The organism is Pseudomonas japonica, assembly GCF_013522925.1.
Classification (GTDB): domain Bacteria; phylum Pseudomonadota; class Gammaproteobacteria; order Pseudomonadales; family Pseudomonadaceae; genus Aquipseudomonas; species Aquipseudomonas japonica_A.
This window is the reverse complement of record NZ_JAAMQU010000052.1, coordinates 1-309: the sequence shown is the minus strand read 5'-3', so window position 1 is coordinate 309 and position 309 is coordinate 1. Positions and strand designations below refer to the sequence as shown.

Genomic DNA, 309 nt, shown 5'->3' with positions numbered 1-309 from the left:
GCCTTCCTGTCCTCGATCATGAACAACATGCCCACGGTGCTGGTCGGCGCCTTGTCCATCCATGCCGCCGAGGTCGATGGCGTGGTCCAGCAGGCCATGGTGTACGCCAACATCATCGGCTGCGACCTGGGCCCGAAGATCACCCCGATTGGCAGCCTGGCCACGCTGTTGTGGCTGCATGTGCTGGCCAAGCGGGGGATCACCATCAGCTGGGGTTACTACTTCAAGACCGGGATCGTGCTGACCCTGCCCATCCTCGTCGCCACCCTCTGTGCTTTGGCCTTGCGCCTGAGTTTCTGAATCAAGGAA

General features: G+C 61.5%; 1 protein-coding gene. It reads left to right on the top strand.

All coding sequences use genetic code 11. The annotated features are described in order from the left end of the window. Positions 1-300: ArsB/NhaD family transporter (locus G7016_RS24830; RefSeq protein ID WP_308812218.1), on the top strand; the 300-nt coding region annotated here is incomplete at its 5' end. Positions 301-309 lie beyond the last annotated feature (9 nt).